This is a genomic window from Acetobacter aceti, from assembly GCF_002005445.1.
Lineage (GTDB): Bacteria > Pseudomonadota > Alphaproteobacteria > Acetobacterales > Acetobacteraceae > Acetobacter > Acetobacter aceti_B.
The window spans coordinates 1,968,679-1,988,067 of the sequence record NZ_CP014692.1; the positions used below are offsets into that span (position 1 = coordinate 1,968,679).

Sequence of the window (19,389 nt, forward strand, 5' to 3'; positions counted from 1 at the left end):
GGAAAGAAATTACTGAATCGCTGGCTGTAACGACAACGAAATAGGTAAACGAATACTCGTTTCTTAACGGGAGTGAATTCCAGCTTTTCAATCGAATACGGGCCAGATCAGTTTTTACAACCCTGATGACCTATCCAACTCTCGTTCAACCTCTCTACAGATACTGTCTGAGCGCCATTTCGTCACATCCGATTCCGTCATCAGGCCAAAGAAAAAGGGAGGACGAAACCGCCCTCCCTCTTCCGGAAACAGCGTCTGAACGACTGGATCAGAAATCCATATCGCCCATGCCACCCATTCCACCACCACCCGGCATCGGCGGAGCTTTTTTCTCCGGACGCTCTGCGACCATGGCTTCCGTGGTGATCAGCAGACCAGCAACCGAAGCTGCGTCCTGCAGAGCGGTACGGACAACCTTCATCGGGTCGATGATGCCAGCCTCGACGAGGTCCTTGTATTCGCCGGCCTGCGCGTCGAAACCGAAGGTGTAGGTGCTGTTTTCCAGAACCTTGCCAGCGATGACAGCGCCGTCTTCACCCGCGTTATGCGCGATCTGACGCAGAGGAGACTGAAGGGCCTTGCGGATGATTTCACCGCCGACCTTCTGGTCTTCGTTGTGGTAATGCAGGTGGCCAAGAGCCGTGGAAGCGCGAGCCAGAGCCGTGCCGCCGCCCGGAACGATGCCTTCTTCGACGGCAGCGCGGGTTGCGTGCAGCGCATCGTCGACGCGATCCTTACGCTCCTTCACCTCAATTTCGGTGGAACCACCGACGCGGATGACAGCAACGCCACCGGCGAGCTTCGCAAGACGCTCCTGCAGCTTCTCACGATCGTAGTCGGAGGTTGTTTCCTCGACCTGGGCGCGGATCTGGTTGCAACGACCCTTGATGTCGTCCGCGTTGCCAGCACCCTCAACGATGGTGGTGTTCTCTTTCGAGATGTGCACCTTCTTCGCCGTGCCGAGCATCGGCAGCGTCACGCTCTCAAGCTTGATGCCGAGGTCTTCGCTGATGACCTGACCACCGGTAAGGATGGCGATGTCTTCCAGCATGGCCTTGCGACGATCGCCGAAGCCCGGAGCCTTGACAGCAGCGATCTTCAGACCACCACGCAGCTTGTTGACAACGAGTGTCGCCAGAGCCTCGCCATCGACGTCTTCCGCGATGATGACCAGCGGACGGCCGGACTGCACGACGGACTCAAGCAGCGGAAGGATCGGCTGAAGGGAAGACAGCTTCTTCTCGTGGATGAGGATGTACGGGCTGTCGAGATCAGCCGTCATCTTCTCCGCGTTGGTCACGAAGTACGGGGAGATGTAGCCGCGATCGAACTGCATGCCCTCGACAACGTCGAGCTCGGTCTGGATGCCCTTGGCTTCCTCAACCGTGATCACGCCCTCGGAGCCGACCTTCTGCATGGCCTGCGAGATCATCTCGCCGATCTCTTTCTCGCCATTGGCGGAGATCGTGCCAACCTGCGCCGTCTCGGCCGGAGACGTCACTTTCTTGGCGTTCTTCTTCAGTTCTTCAACGACAGCGGCGACAGCCTTGTCGATGCCGCGCTTCAGATCCATCGGGTTCATGCCGGCGGCAACAGCCTTGGCGCCCTCACGGACAATCGCCTGAGCCAGCACGGTTGCCGTGGTGGTGCCGTCGCCAGCCGTGTCGTTGGTCTTTGACGCCACTTCGCGCAGCATCTGCGCGCCCATGTTCTCGAACTTGTCAGCAAGCTCGATTTCTTTTGCGACCGACACACCGTCCTTGGTGATACGGGGCGCGCCGAAGCTCTTGTCGAGCACGACGTTACGGCCTTTCGGGCCGAGTGTTACCTTTACGGCGTCGGCAAGAATGTCGACACCACGCAGCATGCGCTGACGCGCTTCACCGCCGAACTTTACGTCCTTGGCAGCCATTGGGAATTCTCCTTGAAAATGAAAACGGACAATTAAAGGGGATCAGAAGCCGGTGATCAGCCGGCGATCACGCCCATGATGTCGCTTTCCTTCATGATCAGCAGCTCTTCACCACCGATCTTGACTTCGGTGCCGGACCACTTGCCGAACAGCACGCGATCACCAGCCTTCACATCGAGCGCCACGATCTGGCCCTGCTCGTTGCGTGCGCCTGGACCAACGGACACAACCTCGCCTTCCATCGGCTTTTCCTTGGCCGTGTCAGGGATGATGATGCCACCAACTGTCTTTTCTTCGCCTGTAAGACGGCGAACCACCACACGATCGTGCAGGGGACGGAATTTCGTCATTATGGATTGCTCCACATTCTATCTGAGGACGACGCCCTCGTTATTAAAGCAACGTCGCCGCGTGCCACGCGCTCTACGCCGCGGTGCGTTAGCACTCCCACCCCGGGAGTGCCACGTATGGAGATAGGTGCTCCCAGAGAGGGTGTCAAGAAGGTTCGGCACTTTTCTCTCGAGAGTGCCAGTCACAAGAATTTAAAAAGATTTTTTTAAATCATCGACAGAGAAATAAGGATATTTTCACCTTGATTTGGCTGGCATGGAACCTATCCCGGTTTCTTCAAAAACCCCCGATCATCCGCATGATGTGGCAGGCAAATCTTCCGTAGCCGCAGACCTTGAGCTTATCCCCACGGAAACACCCGTCAAGCAGGGCGTCCTTCTGCCTGAGCAATAATCCATTGATAAAAGGCAGACGCCTCTCTGCTCGTTCGACGATGAAGGGTGAGAACATAACCGTTCTCGCTTTTGGCGGGCGTCGACCAGAGCTTCACCAGTTGTCCGCTCTCCAGCGCCTTATCAATCAAGGGCCTCCAACCCAGTGCGATGCCCTCGTCCTGACAGGCAGACTGCATGAGAAGCGGGAAATGACTGAAGGTATGGAATACATTCAATCTGCTGTTCCGAGTCTGCGCGCCATCGACGATTTCGTTCCGAAACCAGCTCTCCCAGTTCAGCCACAGCGTACCGTCACCCTTCAGATGCAGAAGATGCGCTTTTCTGATCTCTTCCAGCCTATCAAATGGCCCGTGGCGTTCCAGATAATTCCGGCTGCAGACGGGATAGACTTCTTCCTGAAAAAGCATTTTCCGTTGAAAAACCGAATCATCTCCCCTGATTGGGCCGGCTTCAAACAGGATGGAGACATCAGGTCGGAAATCGCCAGATACTGTCTCAGACAGATTTCTCGTCGTGACGATCTGGACTTCCACACCCGGACAAAGCCGCTCGAAATCTGACAGACGCTCCATGAGCCAGGTAGCGCCAAAGCCATAATCCGTCACCACGGCAATCTGTCTTCGACCCGCCTCCACGGCAGCGATCTCTCCCAGACAGTCACGGATACGTCTGGTGCTCTCCGTCGCCGCCTCGAACAGCAAACGACCCGCTTCCGTCAGAACCACCCCCCGATGTCCACGCGTGAACAGTTCGTGGCCGATCACCCGTTCTATCTGCCCGATCTGCCGGCTGACATTGGGTTGCGTGACGCCGAGTTCAGCGGCGGCGGCACTGAAACTCCCCAGTCTGCCCACCGCCTCAAGCAGGCGAAGATGGGCAAGCACATATTCCACTACATAAGGTGTCATAATTCAGAGTTATATCACACATAATAAATGCACTACATCACAAACAATCAAATTTTATGGTTAATAGATTAATACACCATCAGGACGCGACATTGCACGCTCCTTACGGAACCAGATCGATGCCTTACCTAGACGATAGTGCCGTTTTCCAACCAATAATCCAAATCCACAGCCATCTGCACAGCATCATAATCCACTATAAAAAAATGGAAAATACCTCCCTCAACCATACCACGAGAACCTGTCGATAAAGCCACGTCCGCCCTCTTCTCCCACAAAATGCCCGAACAACCATCGCGCATGTATTTTCCTAAAAGGCCTGTGGCTATGGAATTCAATATTCTTCTGAACGGTACGGTCGCAACGGCCCTTCTCGTATCCGCCAACTCCGTCGCTGTCGCCGCCCCTGACACCACGCATAAAGCAGGGCATCAGAGCAATGCGGAGATACCGCACGCTACGCCGCACAGACCGGCTGCCAGTCCGAAAGCCATCAAACAAAAAGACCCTGAACAACTGACCGTCAGCGCGCGACGCTCATACGCGCGAGGAATCACTGAAACGATTTCCTCGGAAGTGCTTTCCAGATCTGTTCCGGGAACAAACCCGCAGAAAGTGCTCGCAACTCTTCCGGGCGTAATGTTCCAGTCTGCTGACCCACAAGGTCTGGATACATGGTCTGCCCAGTTCTACATGCACGGATTCCTGCAAAACCAGATTGGCATGACACTTGATGGCATACCCCTCGGCGATCAGGAATTCCGGTCGCTCAATGGACTGAATAGTACTGCCGCCATTGCGTCCGAAAATGTCGGTCACATCACTATGTCAGAGAGCGCAGGAGCGGAATCCGTAGCCAGCACGTCAAATCTTGGCGGTTCCCTGGAATATTTCTCCGCCGATCCAAACCACGAACGCCACCTGACAACAGCACAGACTTTCGGAAGCAACGCCGCCTATCACACTTTCATTCGTGCAGACAGCGGCGACCTGAACCAGATCGGCTCACGCTTCTATGTCTCCTATATGAGAAACAACACCGACAAATGGAAAGGTGGAGGCAACCAGTTCGCGCAGCAGGTCAACGCGAAATTTCTCCAGCCCATTGGCCAGGACAGCCGGATTTCAACCTTCTTCGACTGGTCCGATAAGGATCTCTACAATTATCAGGACATGTCCTTCGACATGCTGAAGAACGGCGGCTACAGACTTGATAATTTCGTCGGAACGCCCGACGGTTACGCCAAGGCCTACCGACTGGCGCAGTCCCTCAACAATCTGCCCGGCGGCGCTATTCCCCCCGGTTATTCACGGATGTCCGATCCTTGGGATGCGTCGTATTACGACGCCGTCACCGCGGAACGGGATTATCTCGGCGGTCTGACTGCGGATTTCTCCCTGACCCATGCTCTACGCTGGAAAACAACCATTTACGGACACGGTCAGTACAGACGTGGCGGCTGGACATCTCCTTATCTCACTTCACCCAACGGAGCGCCACTGGCTGAGCAGATCAACGCCAGCAACACACAGAGATACGGTTTCACATCCGCATTGACCTACACGATCGCCCGCAACGATATCAGCGCTGGCGTCTGGTACGAAAACTTCCATACCCAGATTGGACGTTACGGCATTGAGCAGCCTCTCCTCGGAGAAGGATCGCCCATCAATGCGCTCGGTACCCTACCTGCAGGCTATCAGGATTTCTGGTCACAGACCTTCAACTCCAACAGCTTTCTCACCGCTTCAGATGGGCGTATGGAGTATGGTGGAATTACTGGCTTACGCCGTAACGATGCTGTTCATCGCGCCCCATGTCGTCCTCCTTAGCCCCCGACGGCTGGCGCTTGCGGCGGGAGCGCTGATCGGCGCAGCGCAGTTTTCTTCTTCCCTGCTGCACGGTTTTATTCCGCTTCTGGTCACGCGGGTGGCTTGCGGCCTGGGCTTCGGACTGGCCAATACAGCCCTGAACCTGACGGCGGCCCGCACGAACAGTCCCACTCGTGCGATTTCCATAGGTCTGGCCATTCAGACGATTATCTACACGCTCATCAACCTCTCTCTTCCTGTGGTTGGGACGAACCATGGAACACCGGGTATGTTCGTCATGCTTGCTGTTCTGGCCATGCTGTTCACCCTCGCAGGCGGAAGTTTCCTGCCGGATCGACCAGGCACGTCAAATCTTCAGTCACCGGTTCAGTGGAATGAGCTGAAAAGCAGCGGCCGAATTGTCCTGATAGCAATCTCGCTCTTCAGCTTCGGCAGTCTGGCGCTATGGCCCTTTATCGAACGCGCCGCTCATGAAATCGGAATATCAGCAGTCACCTACGGTCGATATCAGAGTATTGCGACACTGGCCTGTGCGATCAGCAACACCATTTTCGGCATTCTGGCGCAGCGTATCCCTCGTCGGTGGAGCCTGCCTGTCTCGCTGCTTATCTGTGGATTGTCCTGCGCCGCACTTACGCTCGTTTCCAACGAGGCAGGCTTTGCCATCGCACTCATCGTGTTCAATGTCAGCTGGCTGATCGCCTATCCGCTCATACTCAGCGTCGCTTACCAGATCGATGCAGGCGGCCGTCTCGCCGTGCTGTGCTCATCGGCCTGGATCATAAACATGGCGGCAGGCTCCCTCGTCACGGGCGCGATAGCCCAATGGCTGGAAAGCTATGTTCTCGTTGGCCCGCTTGGCCTCATCTCATGTGTCGGGGCCTTCCTGCTCCTTCGCCCTCTTGTCCTCTCCCCATGTCGGCGGTCGTGAACAGAGCAGGCGACGCTCCGCGCAGTTTGCACAGCGCCCTGTTGAACGGCAGGCAAGAACCCTGAGAGATCTGCCCTTCTCTCCCTTACGCAGGGATGAAGACCGGCGGCATCGGGCCAATACCCCGCCCGGTCCCCGAACAGGCTCTGTCTCTCGCTTCCGAAGCGTTTCTGGTACATCCTTGGTGCGAATCGAAAACTGAAATCATGTCAGGAATCATGCGCCGCGCTCTGTTTCTGGGCTTTTGTAGCCTCATTCTTTCCGGCTGTTCCTGGTTCGGGGACTCCACCAATCATCACCTCACGCAACAGCAGCAGTGGGAAGCGCTTGGCTACAAGGATGGCCTCAAGTCGGTGAAACACTGATCACAGCCCTGCCTGCCACCACAGACAGAGTCCTGTTCACCCGTCTGTGATGGCGCTGTGCGAGCCAACCCCGTTTTCTCCTGCGTTGTCCTGTTCTGAGAATCCTTCCGATGGGGATAAGGTCAGCGGGATGACAGTTTCACCCACCTCACATTCCACGCCGAACGGCCTTTACGGCGCAGCACGCTTCAAGGCGATGACAGCAGTCTGCCTTGCCGTTCTACTGGCTCAGATCGACTACGCCATCGCCAACATCGCTCTGCCCGACATCGGTGCTGATCTGCATAGTTCCGCTTCAGATACGGTCTGGGTTGTGAACGCCTATCAACTGGCCAGCCTGTCATCCCTGCTGCCACTGGCCGCTGCCGGTGCGTGGATCGGCTATGCACGCATGTGCATGATGGGGATCACACTCTTTATCCTGGCCTCTGTCGGATGCGCCCTTGCCCCAACGCTTCCGCTGCTGACCATTGCCCGCGCCATACAGGGATTTGGCGCAGCCTCCATGCTCGGTGTTGTTTCCGCCCTGATCCGTTTCATCTACCCTGTTGAGGAACTCGGAAAAGGTGTTTCCGTGAACACCCTGATCGTGGGCGTGGGCATGGCCCTTGGTCCAACGGTTGCTGGCATGATTCTGGCTGTCGCGCACTGGCCTTGGCTTTTCTGGATCAACCTGCCCATTGGCGCTCTGACTTTTGTGCTGGCGGCGTCCTCCCTGCCCGTGACCCCCCGGCAGAAAGAAATGCCGGACCCCATAGGCGCCGTGCTCTGCATCATTGCAGTCACGGCGCTGGGTCTGGGAGGAAACTCCGTCGCGCACTCCGATGGCGCCATGCTGGCCTGCGCCATGCTGGTGGTTGGCGTCGCGACAATGAGCGGACTCATCCGCAAGGAATCCAGTAGTCTTCAGCCAATCCTGCCTATAGATCTCCTGCGTGGAATCGGCTTCAGGATCGCCTTTATCGTGGGTATCATCGCGTATATCGGCTCGAATCTGTTCATGATTTCCATGCCCTTCACGCTCCACGATCATTACGGATGGAGCGCAACCGCCACCGGCCTGCTCATGACACCCTGGGCATTCGGGCTGATCGTTTCCGCTTCCGTCACACGCCGCATCGCAGACAGGATTCCTGCAGGAATCCTGTCCTCGATCGGTCTTGTCTTCGTCATGCTCGGCTTTATCGCACTCCGCTTTCTGCCGGACATCCCCACAGCATTCGATGTCGCCTGGCGGATCGGCCTGGCCGGGTTCGGGTTTGGTGTCTTTCAGGTTCCCAACAACCGGGCGATGTTGCTGTCCGCTCTTGCCGGACGTGAAGGGGGAGCGAGCGGTATGGTTCAGGTCTCCCGTCAGAGCGGCCAGACTTTTGGAGGTATTGGAACGGCGCTCATCCTGCGCCTCGTGCCAATGAACGGCAGTCTTGTCTGCCTTGACGGTGCAGCCTTCTGCACTGCCGTCGCGGCCCTGCTCAGCGTCTCGCGCATGGTTACCGGCAGAAAATAACCCTTCGTTGCGGTCTGCCCGTGCTCCCTGTAAAATTCCCCATATCCCAGACGGTTGCTTCCACCGTCCCCTCAATGGATCGTTTCATAGATGACACAGTCTGACACCGCAGGAGTTTCCATCAATCTGAACAGCCTGTGGAAGCAGATGGTGCAGGAATCTCAGGTCTGTTGCGATCCGCTCGTGATGGGGCTGCTATCAACGGGCATCAAGAACCACTCCGGCTTCGCTATCGCCATGTCTGCTCTCATCGGTCGCAAGCTTGGCGACCATTATGTGAATAGCGAGCAACTGACCGCCCTCGTGCTTGAGTGCTATGAAGACACACCTGACGCGATTGTCGCAGGTGCCGCCGACCTTCAGGCCATCCGTGACCGTGACCCGGCCTGCCCCGACTACGTGACCCCCTTCCTGTTCTTCAAGGGGTTTCACGCGGTCCAGTGTTACCGGGTCGCCCACTGGCTCTGGAACGGCAATCGCCGCCACCTTGCGCTCCATCTGCAAAGCCGCGCCTCCGAACTGTTCGCCGTCGACATCCATCCGGCCGCCACTCTGGGACGACGCATCCTGTTCGACCACGGAACCGGGATCGTGGTTGGTGAAACGTCCATTATCGAGGACGATGTCTCGCTGCTCCAGGGAGTGACCCTGGGAGGCACCGGTAAACATGCTGGAAACCGCCATCCCAAGATCCGGCGCGGCGTGCTGATCGGCGCCGGGGCCAAGGTTCTCGGCGCGATTGAAGTCGGTGAAGGCGCCAAGATCGGAGCCGGTTCCATCGTCCTGGAAGCCGTCCCGCCCTACACGACCGTCGTGGGTAATCCGGCCCGCAAAGTGGGAACCCGTCTCAAGGAAATGCCATCCCTGACGATGGATCAGACATTGCCGCCGATTGATTACATTATCTGATCCGCAATGATCAGGCCGGTGAGAAACACCCTTCCCACACACGCACGGCCTGCATCATCCCCGCACAGTCATGAACACGCAGGATTGTGTCTCCAAGCGCCAGTCCCGGCAATGACGACGCGATAGTTCCCGGGTCACGCCCGCTCGCGTCGCTCACCCCTGCCAGCGCCCCGATCATGCGTTTGCGTGATGTGCCCAGAAGAATCCGGCATCCAAGATTGGCGAACAGCGGCAGTCTGCGGATCAGTTCGGCATTCTGTTCCGTGGTTTTTGCAAAACCTATTCCCGGGTCAACAAGAATACGGTCTCGGGAAATACCGGCTTTCTCCGCGTCCGCAATTCTGTCGCCAAGCTCCCTGACCACATCAATCGCTACATCCCGATAGGTGGTGAGACTGCCCATCGTTTCCGGCGTGCCGCGCATATGCATCAGGGCGACCGGGCAGGATCGGCTCACCAGAAGAGGAAGAGCATCCGGATCGTGCGTGAGCGCCGTCACATCATTGATAAGCGTGGCTCCGGCATCCAGCGCAGCCTCCATGGTGCGTGCGTTACGGGTATCGACGGAAAGGCAGGCTCCCCGTCGGGACATTTCCAGTAACAGCGGTTGAAGCCTCGCCCATTCTTCATCAGCAGACACAGGAGCAGAACCGGGACGCGTGCTTTCTGCTCCGACATCCAGAATGCGCGCCCCGTCATGCGTCAGTTTTTCAGCATGAGCCACTGCCGCTTCGGGATCCACATATCGACCACCATCGCTGAAACTGTCCGGCGTCACGTTGAGGATACCCATCACGACAGGGCCGGACGGCAGACCTGCGTCGGCAGGCTTTACTGTGATACGTTCCAGTTCCGCGTGCCACGATCCAGGAATGCGATCGATCGGGATCGGGTCGGAAACCTTCTCTTTTTCAATGAGTGTCGCAAGCGTGAAGGCTGTCCTGCCTCCCGCCAGAGGTAACGCCACTCCAGCCTTGATGACGGCTTCGGCAGCAGGACCATGCACAAGACCAGCAGGCTCGATAAGACGCGTGGTGTCCATGGTTACACTCCGACTGGTTTAACTCATGTATCTGTATATTCCGGGCACAAAAAAAGGCGAGGACACCAGCCCTCGCCTTTTCATGAAGCTCCCGGATTTAGCCGGGCTGGGGAGAGGCATCTCCCAGAGAAGATGGCACATCGGGAGCAGCCGGTTTGCCAATCACCGGCGGCACTGAAGAGCGTCGATTTTCAGGCATGGTGTCATCGACGACAACCCGTTCGATCGGCTCGCCGCGCAGGATCTGCCGGATTTCCTCGCCACTCAGGGTTTCATATTCCAGCAGAGATTCCGCCAGACGATGCAGTTCATCAATGTGATCGATCAGCAGCGTCTTGGCGCGATGATACGCGGAATCGATCAGATTTTTGACTTCGGAATCAATCGACCGCGCCGTCTCTTCCGAGATGTTCTTGTTCTGTGTCACGGAGTGACCGAGGAACACTTCCTGACCATTATCGCCATAAGCGATCATGCCCATCTTTTCGCTCATGCCCCATTCCGTGACCATCCGGCGGGCCTGATCGGTCGCCATCTTGATGTCACCGGACGCACCGCTCGTCACGTTATCCGGGCCAAAGATGATTTCTTCAGCAGCACGGCCACCCATCGCGAGATCGAGTTCAGCCACACATTTCGCACGGCTCTTGGAGTAACGATCCCCTTCCGGCAGGCTCATCACCATACCAAGGGCGCGGCCACGCGGAATGATGGTCGCCTTGTGAACAGGGTCCGTGCCCGGCGTCAGGATCGAGACGAGTGCATGGCCACCTTCGTGATAGGCCGTCATCTTCTTCTCGTCGTCGCTCATGACCAGCGAGCGGCGCTCGGTGCCCATCAGCACCTTGTCCTTCGCGTTCTCGAACTCAAGCATCGCCACAGTGCGCTTGCCCTGACGCGCAGCCAGAAGAGCGGCCTCATTGACCAGATTGGCCAGATCGGCGCCGGAGAAGCCCGGCGTGCCACGCGCGATGACTTTCGGATCAACATCAGAAGCCAGCGGCACCTTGCGCATATGCACACGCAGGATCTGCTCACGACCGTTCACATCCGGGTTCGGCACAACAACCTGACGGTCAAAGCGGCCCGGACGCAGCAGCGCAGGATCAAGCACGTCAGGACGGTTGGTCGCGGCGATGAGGATCACGCCTTCGTTGCTCTCGAACCCGTCCATCTCGACCAGCATCTGGTTGAGGGTCTGCTCACGCTCGTCATTACCACCACCGAGACCGGCGCCACGGTGACGGCCCACGGCATCGATTTCGTCGATGAAGATGATGCAGGGAGCGGCTTTCTTGCCCTGCTCGAACATGTCACGGACACGCGACGCGCCAACACCCACAAACATTTCCACGAAGTCGGAACCGGAAATGGTGAAGAACGGAACATTGGCTTCACCGGCAATCGCACGCGCCAGCAGCGTCTTGCCTGTACCCGGAGGACCGACGAGCAGAACACCCTTGGGGATCTTGCCGCCCAGACGGGTGAACTTCTGCGGATCTTTCAGAAATTCAACAATTTCCTCCAGTTCGCTCTTGGCTTCCTCGATACCAGCGACATCAGCAAAGGTCACCCGACCCTGCTTTTCTGTCAGCATCTTCGCACGGGACTTGCCGAAGCCCATGGCCCGACCGCCGCCCGACTGCATCTGACGCATCATGAACAGCCAGACCGCGCCCACCAGAAGAAACGGGAACCAGTTCAGCACGATCCGCAGGAAGGGATTGCCTTCAGCCTCAAGCGGCTTGGCGACCACTTCCACGCCTTTGCCCGTCAGACGGGACACGAGACCCGTATCCTGAGGCGCATAGGTCTCGAAAGACGTGCCGTTAGTCAGCGTTCCGGAAATATTGTGTTCCTGAATGACAACCGAGCGCACTTCGCCTTTATCGACATCACCGATGAAGTCGGAATAGGCGATCTGCTGCGCGGCATGCTGCGCCCCGGTGGGCTGGAACATGTTGAACAGGAACAACAGCAGAACAATGATGCAGACCCAGAGGGCAAGGTTACGTCCAAAATTATTGATCACGACATCCGTTCCATACTGTTCCTATACGCGTCCGTTCCTGTGGCGCTGATCTCATGAGACCGGTTTCACGCGACGAATGCAATCCTGTTCATGCTGACATTGGGTCTTCACACCCTGCATGAAAGTGGCTCTCAGGTTAAATATGCGTTCATCCAGCGGCAAGTTGCCGTAACCGGCGACGATGGAACGAAGTCAAACGCCACTTTTGCGAGCATCCCTTCGTCCCCCAGCCCCAGATGCGGCACGCACAGCCGCTGCCCTTCCTTCCAGAGAGCAGGAAGCGTCGCCGTCACAGCCGCAGGCAGACCCGCGCGGTCTTTACGGGAGATTCCCTGTCCTGCCGCCCCCATCATGATGCCTTCAGGCAGACCTTCTGCACAGCGAAGCACGAACCGTCTGTCCCAGCACCCACCATGGCGAGCCGACACCGGAGCCTGCATGGCTGCCATTTCCCTGACGAGCAGCCATTGCTCCTGACGATCTCCACCAGCTCGTCCGCGCATGAGTCTTGCACCTCCTACTGTGACGGGCAGTTTCTGCTCGCAAATGCTTCTCATCGCGGAGAGTGACGGCAGATAATCACTGCCTCCAACACAGCGGACCAATGCTGCGAGAGTATGGGCCGATGGCAGCGCCTCTCCCGGAGCCGCCCATCCCCAGGACATGCGACAGCCCGTCTCGACCAGTTCATCGATGATTGATTTCTCGAGACCGATACGATCTTCGGAGGCTCTTCCGACCTGTCGCAGCAATGCCTGTTTTTCTGCCGAAGCAAGGTGTTTCCTGACCCTTACCCGTTCAGCGCGTTCATTTTCATTTGAGGGGTCATCGCACCAGGAAAGACCTGCCTGACGCAGTGTATTTCGAAGGGCCTGACGGGAATATCCCAGCAGGGGCCGCACAATCCGGACATCATCGCGTTCAGAGACCCACGCCATGCCAGAGAGACCCGGTCCACTGCCACGCTTCTGTCTCATCGCCACGGTTTCGACCTGATCATCAGCCTGATGAGCGACAAGCAGGTCAACTGCGCCCACGCGGCGGCACGCCCTGATGAGCGTTTCATAACGGGCGTCACGGGCCCGTCGCGCCAGCGCCGAACCGTATGGCAGATCCTGAACCTTGAGGAGTTCGGCCGGAATTCCCAGTGTGGAGAGAGTTTTAAGCGCGCTGGCGGCTTCAGCCGCAAACTCGGGCCGCAGTCCGTGATCGACAACAAAGGCGATCAGGCGCTTTCGCCAGGATGCGACTAGCCAGGCCAGTGCGATGGAATCCCCACCACCAGAAACCGCGAGCGCTACCGGCGGAGCATCGGGTCCATCGGGAATCCACGGACCCAATTTTCGCATGATCGTCTGAAAACCGGTTCGCGAAATACCGTCATGACCGGTGAACGTCAGAAGATCGTCCTCTCCTGACAGGCCGGTCATGCCAGAGTCACCTTCAGGAGCAACCGCCCTGCTTCGTGAAGTACGCCGCCGACTTCGCAACACGTTCGGAAGGATTCGGAAACTCTGATTTCAGTTTGGCCAGAGCCTGACAGGCGGCTTTCTTGTTTCCAAGACTGATGAGGGCGGAGCTGACACCCAGCAAGGCATAGGGTGCTTTCGCTCCTTTAGGAGAGAGCTTGTAGGCGTCATAATAGGCAACCGTGGAATCACGATACTGCTTCTGCCCGGCCAGAGACTGTCCCAGCAGATACTGGGCATCGATTTTTACGCTGCCTTTTCCATGGGCAAGAGCAGACTGGGCGCTGTCCTGCGCCGCGCTGTAATCGTGTTTCAGAAGAGCCGCATTTCCCGCCTTGAGAGCATCTTCCGGCGTCTGCGCCGCGTCACTTGTGGCCGGTGCATGAATTTCTTTCGCTTCTTCTTTTTTCCCCGCAGAGGAAGAGGACGCCATCGCACCGGCAGCCGCGCCGCCGCCATTCTGGGCGGCGAACTGCATGTCGCTCATCTGCTTGGAGAGAGAAGCGTTCTGCTCCTTGAGCTGATTGGTCATTTCCTCAAGCTGTCCGCGCATATCGCGTTGCTGCGACTCCAGCGTATTCACTCTGTCGAGCAACTGGGCGACAAGATCGCCGCTGGCGCCACTGTTCCTGCTGCCCACAGCTTCAGGCGCCGGCAACGAACCTGACGAGGATGCGCTGCTGCTCTGAACCTGCGATAGTTGCTGGCGCAGTTCCATGATCTGATCCTGGAGCGCAATCCCTTCCCGGCTTGATACCTGAGCATGCGCTACAACCGGCGCAAAAGACAGGAACACGGTCGCCGCCATCAGGCGTGTCATCCGGGATGGGTTCCGGAACGGGTAAGAAAATCCTGTCATGACAAGTCTTGTGCGGCTGAACAGCCGTCTCCCTCTGGCGTTGTTCCTGCCATCCCGGCGTCTGTGAATTTCATTACGAAATCACAGATTACCAGAGGCCGGTGAAACATCTGCTCATACAATCCGCAGACAATCATCTATCTTGTTATTTTAACATGATTCTCCGTCCAACTAGCAAGCCGCTCCCGGTTACATGAAGTATCCGCTCGTTCGAAACTTCAATTGCCGTAGAGGAACACAGCCCATCAAAAGAAGAATCATCAAACTGTTTTAAAAACGAAAGGCCGGACAGGCGCGTATGCGCCTGTCCGGCCTTTCAATCAGCACGACAAAACCGTTCCGACAGAAATTACTGAACGGATGTGATCGCGTTACGGTTCTGAGCCCAGACGTCTTCACCTTCACCTGTCGCTGTCGGACGATCCTTACCATAGGAAATCGTTGTCAGACGCGAGCTGGCAGAGCCCTTCGCAACGAGATAGTCGCGAGCGGCGTTTGCACGGCGCTGACCCAGCGCAAGGTTGTATTCTTCAGTGCCACGGTCGTCGCAGTTGCCGGCGATCTGCACTGCAACCTGCGGATACTTCGAAAGCCAGTCAGCCTGCTTGTCGAGAGTCGTTTTGGCGTCAGCGGAAAGACCGCTCTGGTTCAGCTCGAAGAAAACGCGGTCGCCCACATTTGCAACGAGATCAGCTTCGCTTCCCGGCACCGGGCCGCTTGGCTGTACAGCAGCGCCTGATCCGGTGTTAGCACCGGTGTTGGTGTGATCATTAGAGCAGCCAGCAAGAAGCGCCGCTACACCGAGCGCACCAAGAAGTTTCAGTCTCATTTGTTTGATCCTGAGATCAGTTCCCAAAGCGGAACATAAGGGGATGGGATAAGTAGAAACGGGCCAGTTTTATCGTCTCCGGCAACAGAAAACCTGCTCCATATACAGAAGCGGTTTCCTACCGGAGGTTACCATCTCGTAAGCCACATTGCTGAAGACGCGTCAAGCGCCATCAGCATATGCCTTACTGTTTTGCATATCCACCCTGCATGAAAGACACTATCAAAAGCGTGAAGACTTCTGCCGTCAGACGTTCAGGGGTGACCAGGTCGGTCCGGAACCCCCTTCCGGTGTCGGAATTGCCTGCTCATGAAATCCGGTAATATCAATCGTATGAATGGCGGCGCCACCGTTGGGCCCACTGCGAGAGAAGGCCAGAACACGGCCATTCGGGCAGAAACTTGGTGACTCCACAGTATAGCCCTGTGTCATGATGCGTTCGCCGGTTCCATCAGGATTCATGACGCCCAGCGAGAACTGTCCCCCTGAGATCCGTGTAAATCCGATCAGATCACCGCGTGGAGACCAGACAGAATCGCCATAATGACCGCTGCCATAGGACAGTCGGCGCGCCGATCCCCCGCTGGCGCTCATGATGTAGAGCGCAGGGGAGCCCCCCTTGTCCGAGTTGAACACAATCTGGGACCCATCAGGGCTAAAGCTCGGACTGACGTTAATCGCCCCGCCCGATGACGTGATCTGACGCTTGGCGCCGGACGCGATATTGACCGAATACAGGTCAGAACCGCTTCCTTTCGCCACAGGAACGACAAGGGAACTACCATCCGGGGAATAATGTGGTCCCAGAGGAACGCCGTTGAAGTCGCCTATGATCCGCTGATGACCGCTGGCAAGATCAAACACATAGATCCGGGGCACACTGGATGCGTAGGAGAGAAAAGCGATCTGGTCCCGCACCGGGCTGAAAGCGGGCAACTTGGTCTGCGTGCTGCTCAGGATACGGCAGTTCGCACCATCCTGGTCCATCACGGCCAGCCGCATACGAGGCTGGTGCACGGAACCTGAACGGGAGATGAAACCGATGCGGGTGTCGAAATAGCCTTTCTCACCCAGCATACGCTCGTAAATGACGTCGCCTATGATGTGGGCGATCCGACGCCAGTTGGCGGCATTGGTCGTATAGGCCGTTCCCTGAATCTGCTGACCCGCCAGAACATCCCAGAGACGGAATTCAACCCGGATGCTGCCGCTTCCTGAAAAGCCGCCCGTTACGGCCGCATGAGCGCCCATAGCCTTGTAGGGCGCGAAATCAGGCGTGCCGGACATGGCTGAACCCGGAAGAACCTTGAACAGACCCGTATTGGAAAGATCGTTGGTCACAACCTGCGTGATCTGCTCGCCAACGCCGGGACCGAATGACGGAATGACGATGGGAATAGGAGCCGTTCGCGCCTGATCAACCGTGATCTCCGCTTCAGGCGCATCGGCCGCCCAGGCGGAAAGAGGCGTTGCGGTCAGCCCGCCGACCAGTCCTGCTCCCATAGCCAGACCGCCGCCAAGAAGGGAGCGGCGGCGCATTCCATTCGGACCAAACGCTTCCGCAAGAGCTTCGGCCTCATGATCCGGAAGATAGCGGCTGGAAATCGAAACCATGGTCATGTGTCCTCTCTAATCCTGCGGCTTATGGCCGGAAGACGAATTTCAGAGTCTGGGTCTTGCCCAGCAGATTCTTCGGAATCGGCAGTTTTGAACAGGTCGGACTGAGCACTGCCGCCCGTGCCCGCTCGGCAAGAGCGCGGTACGACGAATCGCCATTCATCTTCGCCTGCGTTTCGGGCGCAAAAGTGACAATGCGCGCTTCACCACTTGCATCGACCGTCACGACAAGGTGAGCCACAAAAGTCGCATAATCCTTGGCCGCGGTGTCTTCAGTATAGCAGCGACGCACCTCTCCACCGATGGCGCGCTGGTCACCCGCGCTCATCTTGCCTGTGATGTCACCGTTCGGAGACCCTCCCCCGTCCGGCGCTCCACCCTGGCGCGGATTGGCCTGCCCCTTGGGAGCATGCGTCTGCTTCGAATCAGACCTGAAGGAATCCAGCGTCTCCAGCAGGGAGTGCGTGTCCGCTTCGGTCTTTTTTGCCGGGTTAGGCTGTGTGATGTGCGACGGCAACGCCATATCCGGCAGCTTGTCTGTCGGCTGCGCCAGCGGTGACGGGGGCGCAACCGCAGAGGATGTCTGCACGGGAGCCTGCAGGTACGGCGGCGCCACGACCTTTGAAGGCGTCGGTTTTGCCGGAGGTGTCGGCGGCGTCGGCTCGGCGTCCGGTGAAGGCTCCTCCACTTTTGGTGGAACAGGCGTATCCGGCAACGGTGGCGCTTCCGTCGGTGGCGGGGGCGGCACGGGCGGCGGAGGGGGTGGCGGAGGCGGCGTCTCTTCCGGCGGCAAGGGCTTCGGGGGTGTCGGCGTCTGTGGCGCGTCCACTTTTTCCGGAGCCGGAGCCGGCGCGGGTTTGGGAGAAGGCGTGGCGGATTTGGCCGGAGGGCCGGAATCGCTGCTAGCGCCTTCAAACTGCACTTCTACCGGCGGGGGCTCCTTAGGCTCCTCAGGCGGCTTTTGTGCTGGAAGAGCCAGCAGTATGGCGGCGAGAAGCAGGAAATGCAGCGAACCCGAGACGATCGTCGAGCGCCGCATCAGAATTGTTTCGGAACGGCGGGGCCGAACCATGGAGTGTCAGACTCCTGATGTCATGCCACCGTACGGCAAGTCGACCGGTGACCACCAGGGGCCGCGACTACCGCAACGGGGCATATGGAAGGGAAATAAAAACCAGACATGCGTGGCTGATCTCACTGGCCCGTAGCAGCAGGCTGCTGCGCCAGAAGCGCAACATGCGTAAATCCGCCGGCCGTGATCTGACCCATTACCTGCATGACCTTGCCGTAATCGATATGCGCATCACCCCGCACAAAAATACGGTGTTCCTGATCGTTCTGCGCCGCAGCCTTGAGCTGGTTCACCAGTTCATCCGCCGACACAGGATTGTCGCCGAGGTAGATCGAACCATCCGCCTTGATGGAGACAGTGATCGGCTTGGTGTCCGTATTCACCGGCTTGGCATCGGTTTTCGGCAGATCCACGTTTACGCCACTGGTCATCATCGGAGATGTGACCATGAAGATGATCAGCAGCACCAGCATGACGTCGACAAGCGGCGTGACATTGATGTCCGACATCGGGCGTCCACGACGGCGTGAGCCGCGGCGACCGCCCCCTCCTCCGACCGACACGCCCATGACTTACGCCCTTTCCTCGGACTGACGGGACAGGATGGCTGCGAACTCCGTGCCGAAACCCTCCAGACGATCCTGAAAATGCGACAGGGAATTGCTGATCACGTTATATCCGATTACGGCCGGGATGGCGGTGACAAGACCGATTGCCGTTGCGAACAACGCTTCGGAAATACCGGGAGCCACGACGCTCAGGTTGGTGTTGTGCATCGCCGCAATCGAACTGAACGAATGCATGATGCCCCATACCGTGCCGAACAGACCGATAAACGGTGCGATCGGACCGATGGTTGCGAGGAAAATCATCCAGCGCTCAAGACGTTCCATCTCGCGCGTGATGGTGATGTTCATCGCCCTGTCGACGCGCTCCTGCACGCCGCCATGAACAAGGTCCACACCCGGAATACGGGATGACCGACGCCATTCCCCCATCGCCGCGCCAAAAATGGCGGCCATCGGGTGAGCAGGCTTGGCGCCTTCATTTTCATACAGATCGTCCAGGCTGCCGCCGGACCAGAACTTGTCTTCAAAAGCCGTGGCCTGCCGTTCGACACGGCGCATGGTCACAACCTTGTCGAAAATGATGGCCCAGACCCAGATGCTGCAACCGACAAGGCCGAGCATGACCAGTTTGACGACCAACGACGCCTGTACGAACAGGCCCCACAGCGACAAATTCCCGCTCGCGGCTGCGGCGAGATTTGTTGCGTCTACCGCTGCTTGATCCAAAAAACGCCTCCTGTCCTGAACGGACCTGCTTTTTCCTGCCGCGCAACCGGCTTCCGGCAGATG

At 57.8% G+C, this 19,389-nt stretch carries 17 protein-coding genes; 5 read left to right on the forward strand and 12 right to left on the reverse strand.

Features of this window, described 5'->3' with window-relative positions; all coding sequences use genetic code 11:
* Positions 1-268: 268 nt before the first annotated feature.
* From groL to A0U92_RS08910, 3 genes are all read right to left on the reverse strand, one after another.
* On the reverse strand, positions 269-1,912 hold the full coding sequence (groL, locus tag A0U92_RS08900) for a chaperonin GroEL (protein ID WP_077812913.1): 1,644 nt from the start codon (positions 1,910-1,912) through the stop codon (positions 269-271).
* A gap of 56 nt (positions 1,913-1,968) precedes the next feature.
* Positions 1,969-2,262 (reverse strand): co-chaperone GroES, encoded by a 294-nt coding sequence (locus A0U92_RS08905; RefSeq protein WP_077812914.1) that lies wholly within the window; start codon positions 2,260-2,262, stop codon positions 1,969-1,971.
* A 362-nt stretch (positions 2,263-2,624) separates the two neighbouring features.
* On the reverse strand, positions 2,625-3,566 hold the full coding sequence (locus tag A0U92_RS08910; protein ID WP_236748059.1) for a LysR family transcriptional regulator: 942 nt from the start codon (positions 3,564-3,566) through the stop codon (positions 2,625-2,627).
* 327 nt (positions 3,567-3,893) lie between these two features.
* Here A0U92_RS08910 and A0U92_RS08915 point away from each other — a divergent pair, with 327 nt between their 5' ends.
* The 5 genes from A0U92_RS08915 (at position 3,894) to cysE (ending at position 9,111) form a co-directional block, all read left to right on the forward strand.
* Positions 3,894-5,399, forward strand: coding sequence for a TonB-dependent receptor plug domain-containing protein (locus A0U92_RS08915; protein ID WP_236748060.1), 1,506 nt, complete (start codon positions 3,894-3,896; stop codon positions 5,397-5,399).
* The gene (locus A0U92_RS08920; protein ID WP_236748061.1) at positions 5,335-6,330 is read left to right on the forward strand and encodes an MFS transporter; all 996 of its coding nucleotides are present in this window, start codon (positions 5,335-5,337) and stop codon (positions 6,328-6,330) included. Before A0U92_RS08915 ends, A0U92_RS08920 begins: the two co-directional genes overlap by 65 nt.
* 218 nt (positions 6,331-6,548) lie before the next feature.
* Complete coding sequence (locus A0U92_RS17745; protein ID WP_187668733.1) at positions 6,549-6,695, forward strand: hypothetical protein; 147 nt, start codon at positions 6,549-6,551, stop codon at positions 6,693-6,695.
* 130 nt (positions 6,696-6,825) lie between these two features.
* Positions 6,826-8,202, forward strand: coding sequence for an MFS transporter (locus A0U92_RS08925; protein WP_077812916.1), 1,377 nt, complete (start codon positions 6,826-6,828; stop codon positions 8,200-8,202).
* A 90-nt stretch (positions 8,203-8,292) separates the two neighbouring features.
* Complete coding sequence (gene cysE, locus A0U92_RS08930; protein ID WP_077812917.1) at positions 8,293-9,111, forward strand: serine O-acetyltransferase; 819 nt, start codon at positions 8,293-8,295, stop codon at positions 9,109-9,111.
* A gap of 10 nt (positions 9,112-9,121) precedes the next feature.
* Here the strand turns inward: cysE and folP are convergent, their stop codons facing one another.
* From folP to tolQ, 9 genes are all read right to left on the reverse strand, one after another.
* Complete coding sequence (gene folP, locus A0U92_RS08935; protein WP_077812918.1) at positions 9,122-10,153, reverse strand: dihydropteroate synthase; 1,032 nt, start codon at positions 10,151-10,153, stop codon at positions 9,122-9,124.
* A gap of 97 nt (positions 10,154-10,250) precedes the next feature.
* Positions 10,251-12,182, reverse strand: coding sequence for an ATP-dependent zinc metalloprotease FtsH (gene ftsH, locus A0U92_RS08940; protein ID WP_077814342.1), 1,932 nt, complete (start codon positions 12,180-12,182; stop codon positions 10,251-10,253).
* A gap of 134 nt (positions 12,183-12,316) precedes the next feature.
* The gene (tilS, locus tag A0U92_RS08945) at positions 12,317-13,615 is read right to left on the reverse strand and encodes a tRNA lysidine(34) synthetase TilS (RefSeq protein WP_077812919.1); all 1,299 of its coding nucleotides are present in this window, start codon (positions 13,613-13,615) and stop codon (positions 12,317-12,319) included.
* 13 nt (positions 13,616-13,628) lie between these two features.
* Complete coding sequence (locus tag A0U92_RS08950; RefSeq protein ID WP_077812920.1) at positions 13,629-14,474, reverse strand: tol-pal system YbgF family protein; 846 nt, start codon at positions 14,472-14,474, stop codon at positions 13,629-13,631.
* A gap of 388 nt (positions 14,475-14,862) precedes the next feature.
* Entirely contained in the window at positions 14,863-15,342 is a 480-nt protein-coding gene (gene pal / locus A0U92_RS08955; RefSeq protein ID WP_077812921.1) for a peptidoglycan-associated lipoprotein Pal, read from the reverse strand.
* Between the two features lie 246 nt (positions 15,343-15,588).
* Positions 15,589-16,956, reverse strand: coding sequence for a Tol-Pal system beta propeller repeat protein TolB (gene tolB, locus A0U92_RS08960; RefSeq protein WP_077814343.1), 1,368 nt, complete (start codon positions 16,954-16,956; stop codon positions 15,589-15,591).
* 28 nt (positions 16,957-16,984) lie between these two features.
* The gene (locus A0U92_RS08965; protein ID WP_077812922.1) at positions 16,985-18,031 is read right to left on the reverse strand and encodes an energy transducer TonB; all 1,047 of its coding nucleotides are present in this window, start codon (positions 18,029-18,031) and stop codon (positions 16,985-16,987) included.
* A 122-nt stretch (positions 18,032-18,153) separates the two neighbouring features.
* Complete coding sequence (gene tolR, locus A0U92_RS08970) at positions 18,154-18,600, reverse strand: protein TolR (protein WP_077812923.1); 447 nt, start codon at positions 18,598-18,600, stop codon at positions 18,154-18,156.
* Positions 18,601-18,603: 3 nt separating this feature from the next.
* Positions 18,604-19,326 carry a protein TolQ gene (gene tolQ / locus A0U92_RS08975; protein WP_077814344.1) on the reverse strand — a complete coding sequence of 241 codons (723 nt, stop codon included), beginning with the start codon at positions 19,324-19,326 and terminating at the stop codon, positions 18,604-18,606.
* Between the last annotated feature and the right edge of the window lie 63 nt (positions 19,327-19,389).

Coding starts and splice junctions, on each gene's coding strand:
- groL (WP_077812913.1), bottom strand. CDS start 1,912: ATGGCTGCCAAGGACGTAAAGTTCGGCGGTGAAGCGCGTCAGCGCATG.
- A0U92_RS08905 (WP_077812914.1), bottom strand. CDS start 2,262: ATGACGAAATTCCGTCCCCTGCACGATCGTGTGGTGGTTCGCCGTCTT.
- A0U92_RS08910 (WP_236748059.1), bottom strand. CDS start 3,566: ATGACACCTTATGTAGTGGAATATGTGCTTGCCCATCTTCGCCTGCTT.
- A0U92_RS08915 (WP_236748060.1), top strand. CDS start 3,894: ATGGAATTCAATATTCTTCTGAACGGTACGGTCGCAACGGCCCTTCTC.
- A0U92_RS08920 (WP_236748061.1), top strand. CDS start 5,335: ATGGTGGAATTACTGGCTTACGCCGTAACGATGCTGTTCATCGCGCCC.
- A0U92_RS17745 (WP_187668733.1), top strand. CDS start 6,549: ATGCGCCGCGCTCTGTTTCTGGGCTTTTGTAGCCTCATTCTTTCCGGC.
- A0U92_RS08925 (WP_077812916.1), top strand. CDS start 6,826: ATGACAGTTTCACCCACCTCACATTCCACGCCGAACGGCCTTTACGGC.
- cysE (WP_077812917.1), top strand. CDS start 8,293: ATGACACAGTCTGACACCGCAGGAGTTTCCATCAATCTGAACAGCCTG.
- folP (WP_077812918.1), bottom strand. CDS start 10,153: ATGGACACCACGCGTCTTATCGAGCCTGCTGGTCTTGTGCATGGTCCT.
- tilS (WP_077812919.1), bottom strand. CDS start 13,615: ATGACCGGCCTGTCAGGAGAGGACGATCTTCTGACGTTCACCGGTCAT.
- A0U92_RS08950 (WP_077812920.1), bottom strand. CDS start 14,474: ATGACACGCCTGATGGCGGCGACCGTGTTCCTGTCTTTTGCGCCGGTT.
- pal (WP_077812921.1), bottom strand. CDS start 15,342: ATGAGACTGAAACTTCTTGGTGCGCTCGGTGTAGCGGCGCTTCTTGCT.
- tolB (WP_077814343.1), bottom strand. CDS start 16,956: ATGGTTTCGATTTCCAGCCGCTATCTTCCGGATCATGAGGCCGAAGCT.
- A0U92_RS08965 (WP_077812922.1), bottom strand. CDS start 18,031: ATGGTTCGGCCCCGCCGTTCCGAAACAATTCTGATGCGGCGCTCGACG.
- tolR (WP_077812923.1), bottom strand. CDS start 18,600: ATGGGCGTGTCGGTCGGAGGAGGGGGCGGTCGCCGCGGCTCACGCCGT.